Genomic DNA, 1,489 nt, shown 5'->3' on the forward strand with positions numbered 1-1,489 from the left:
GGTTTGGCGCGAAGAGCAGCCGGGCAAGCCCGGCTCTACGGGGTTGGGTTCCTGCGAAGAGCAGCCGGGCAAGCCCGGCTCTACGGGGTTGGGTTCCTGCGAAGAGCAGCCGGGCAAGCCCGGCTCTACGGGCCATGTCACTGCGGGGAGCAGCCGGGCTTGCCTGGCACCGTGCGGTCACGGGGTGCTTCCATTGCGTTTACATGGGCGCAGTTAAGGTGGAACGGCTCTGCGAGACATCCGCCCGCCATCCCCCACCGGAGACTGACGTGACCTCACGACGCCACTTCCTTACCCTCGCCGCGGCCGGTGCCGCCCTTGCCGCTGCGTCACCCTTGCTGGCGCAGACCTCCCCTGCCCCGGGAAGCGTGTTGCCGACGCGCGGTACGCCGCGTGCCAATACTGCATTGGCCACCAATGCACCGCGCCCCGGCGGCCGCTATCGTCCTCTGACCCGGCTGGGCCTGGGCGGCGCGCCGCTCGGCGGCAGCCTGGCGCCCACCACTGATGAGGCCGCCCATGCCACCGTGGCTGCGGCATGGGCGGCCGGTGTGCGCACCTTCGATACCTCGCCGTGGTACGGGTTGGGACTGAGCGAGCGGCGCATGGGGCGCGAACTGCACAACCATCCCGCTGCCGAGTACACGCTGTCGAGCAAGACCGGTCGTCTGCTTACCGGCACTGCCGGGCCGCTGCAGAAAACCAACTGGCACGATCCTGCTCCGTTCCGCTACGTCTACGACTACTCCGCCGCCGGCACGCGCCGCTCGGTGGAAGACAGCCTCAACCGGCTCGGCGTGTCACAGCTGGATATCGTGTTGATTCACGATCTGTCGCCGGAGAACAAAGACCTCGGCATGCCGTGGGAGCAACGCTTCGCCGAAGCGGCGAAAGGCGCGATGCCCGAGCTGACCCGCATGCGCGAAGAAGGGCTGATCAAGGCATGGGGCTTTGGCGTGAATCGGCCGCAGCCGGCGTTGCGCGCGGTGGCCGAGGCGGATCCGGACATCATGCTGCTGGCCTGCCAGTATTCGATTCTGGACCACGAAGCGACCTTGCGTGACACCTTCCCCAAGCTGGCCGAGAATGGCGTATCGGTGATGGTGGGTTCGCCGTTGCTGGCGGGGTATCTGACCGGGCGCGAGCGTTATCTGTATGGCAGCCCGATTCCAGAGTGGGCACCGGCCAAGCGCGCGAAGATCGCCGCAGTGTGCGAGCGCCATGGGATTGATCTGCGTACGGCAGCGCTGCAGTTTGCCGATGCGCCCGAGGTGGTGTCGTCGATCATTCCGGGCGCGCGGACGCCGGAACAGGTGCGGGCGAATGTGGCGTCGATGGGCATCGCGATTCCAGCCGATTTCTGGGCGGAGTTGAAGCAGGAGAAGTTGATTGCGGCAGATGCACCGGTGCCGGCGTAAGACGCTGGGATTGTAGAGCCGGGCTTGCCCGGCTGCCGTTGGCGGATGGTGTGACGCGAAAAGCAGCCGGG

At 67.0% G+C, this 1,489-nt stretch carries 1 protein-coding gene; it reads left to right on the forward strand.

Annotated elements, in window-relative coordinates; all coding sequences use genetic code 11:
- The first annotated feature begins 269 nt into the window (after nt 1-269).
- The gene (locus tag QMX83_RS21420) at nt 270-1,418 is read left to right on the forward strand and encodes an aldo/keto reductase (RefSeq protein WP_282298640.1); all 1,149 of its coding nucleotides are present in this window, start codon (nt 270-272) and stop codon (nt 1,416-1,418) included.
- Nucleotides 1,419-1,489 lie beyond the last annotated feature (71 nt).

This window comes from Stenotrophomonas sp. PS02289 (genome assembly GCF_029960115.1).
Lineage (GTDB): Bacteria > Pseudomonadota > Gammaproteobacteria > Xanthomonadales > Xanthomonadaceae > Stenotrophomonas.